Source organism: Thiolapillus sp., assembly GCF_048562965.1.
In the GTDB taxonomy this organism is placed as follows: Bacteria; Pseudomonadota; Gammaproteobacteria; order Chromatiales; family Chromatiaceae; genus Thiolapillus; species Thiolapillus brandeum_A.
Map to the genome: position 1 here is coordinate 1 of NZ_JBHNMF010000547.1, position 2,105 is coordinate 2,105.

At 52.2% G+C, this 2,105-nt stretch carries 2 protein-coding genes; one reads left to right on the top strand and one right to left on the bottom strand.

What is annotated here, in order from left to right:
• Window positions 1-431: 431 nt before the first annotated feature.
• Window positions 432-1,631 carry a tyrosine-type recombinase/integrase gene (locus ACOCD2_RS17505; protein WP_419582591.1) on the top strand — a complete coding sequence of 400 codons (1,200 nt, stop codon included), beginning with the start codon at window positions 432-434 and terminating at the stop codon, window positions 1,629-1,631.
• On the opposite strand, the gene ACOCD2_RS17510 is transcribed toward ACOCD2_RS17505, so the two are convergent.
• Window positions 1,615-1,857 (bottom strand): helix-turn-helix transcriptional regulator, encoded by a 243-nt coding sequence (locus ACOCD2_RS17510; protein ID WP_419582592.1) that lies wholly within the window; start codon window positions 1,855-1,857, stop codon window positions 1,615-1,617. The genes ACOCD2_RS17505 and ACOCD2_RS17510 overlap by 17 nt on opposite strands.
• Between the last annotated feature and the right edge of the window lie 248 nt (window positions 1,858-2,105).

A 2,105-nucleotide genomic window follows, 5' to 3' on the forward strand; every position in this document is an offset into this window, starting at 1 on the left:
CCGCCAACCTTAACTGCTCTTGGCGCTTCTCTTCCCGTTCCTGATTCTTTATGTACGCCCGTATCGCTGATTTACCTTTCAGAAAACCGATGGTGTTTGCCACACTGTATTTGGGGGGAATGATTCCACGTCTGGCACTGGCTGGCACCTACCGGCATCAAACTACACATAACCCATTGTATTAACTAAGTTATTCCCGTTTTTGTCTGGCACCTGCTGGCACTGGCAGGCACGTCCAAGCAAACTTTTTTCATGGTATAAATCATGGTATCGTCGCCCTCAAGATCAGGGCTTCGACAAAATACCATGCCATGATTTCCAAGCCATTCATGGTATCAAAACTAGTCAAGCCATTGATATAAAAGAAAAAACAACCTAAATACCATGCTATAAAAAATCATGGTATTTTTGGCCCCACGGAGGCCCTTATCATGCTGACCGATACCAAACTGCGCAATTTGAAGCCCCAGGACAAACTCTACAAAGTGAACGACCGTGATGGGCTCTATGTCGCGGTGACACCAGCCGGAACCATCTCTTTCAGATACAACTACTCGCTTAACGGGCGTCAGGAGACGCTGACGATAGGCCGGTATGGCAAGCGTGGCGTCACGCTTTCAGAAGCACGGGAACGACTCAGCGAAGCAAAGAAGATGATCGCGGCCGGAAAATCACCGGCCAAGGAAAAGGCGCGCGACAAGAAGCGTGTGAAGAATGCCGAGACGTTCGGTGCCTGGGCTAACAAATGGCTGCGTGGCTATCAGATGGCTGACTCGACACGCGATATGCGCAAGTCGGTATACGAACGCGAGTTGAAAAAGCAGTTTGGCAACAAAAAGCTGACCGAAATCACGCATGAGGATTTGCGCGCATTGACCGACGCCATCGTCGAAAGGGGGGCACCTGCAACGGCGGTGCATGTCCGGGAAGTGGTGTTGCAGGTCTATCGTTGGGCAATTGAACGCGGGCAGAACGTGGAAAACCCGGCGGAAATGGTGCGCCCTTCAAGTATCGCAAGATTCGAGCCGCGTGACCGTGCGCTGACACCGGCAGAGATTGGCCTGATGTATCGGTACATGGATCGGGTTGGGACATCGCCGCAATACCGGGCTGCGATCAAGCTGCTATTACTGACCATGGTGAGAAAGTCCGAGCTGTCCAATGCGACATGGTCGGAGATCAATTTCAGCGAGGCGCTTTGGACGATTCCGAAAGAACGGATGAAACGAAGAACGCCGCATTTGGTATTCCTGTCACGCCAGGCGCTCGATATCTTTATCGCGCTGAAGACCTTCGCAGGTGGATCCGAGTACGTGCTTCCCTCCCGCTATGATTCGGATTTGCCGATGAGCGCCGCAACGCTGAATCGTGTTCTAGCTTCGACGTATAAGGCTGCCCAGAAGGACGGCGAGTCGCTCGCAAAATTTGGCCCGCATGATCTTCGCCGCACCGCCAGCACGTTACTACATGAGGCCGGTTACAACACAGACTGGATAGAGAAGTGTCTCGCACATGAGCAGAGGGGAGTGAGAGCCATCTATAACAAGGCCGAGTACCGAGAGCAACGTACGGAGATGTTGCAAGACTGGGCCGACATGATCGACGAGTGGACTATCAAGCAACGGCAGTAACGCCGGGGCGGTCTGCCCGTGCGCCGGATCGTTTTCTCGACTCGATCCATTCTTCTATTTCTGCCAGGTCCCATGCGACGTTACGGCTTGTAAGCGCGATCCGCCGCGGGAAGTCCCCGCGCTTCTCCATATTGAAAATGGCTCGGTCCGACAGCGGTATCATGGCCCGCAGGGTCTTCCGGTTGATCAGGGTCTTTCTGGATAGGGGTAGGTCTCCGTTGCTCATTGGCTTATCTCATTAACTGACAGCCCCGTGCTGTACCGGGTGATGAATTTTTTCGTGCTAAAACTTTAGCACGGAGCCAATTTATTGAGCAAAGGAAAAATGTTTAGCAAGCGGGTAAATTGCTTGTAGGATTTCGCCGGTGAATGCCTTGAGATAGGTTTTATGGGGCCGTTAAGCGTCTAAACGGTCGTTCATTGGCGTTGATTCAGGTTTTGAATGCCCCTTAAGCAACTACGGTGAATTTCAAC

Coding starts and splice junctions, on each gene's coding strand:
- ACOCD2_RS17510 (WP_419582592.1), bottom strand. CDS start 1,857: ATGAGCAACGGAGACCTACCCCTATCCAGAAAGACCCTGATCAACCGG.
- ACOCD2_RS17505 (WP_419582591.1), top strand. CDS start 432: ATGCTGACCGATACCAAACTGCGCAATTTGAAGCCCCAGGACAAACTC.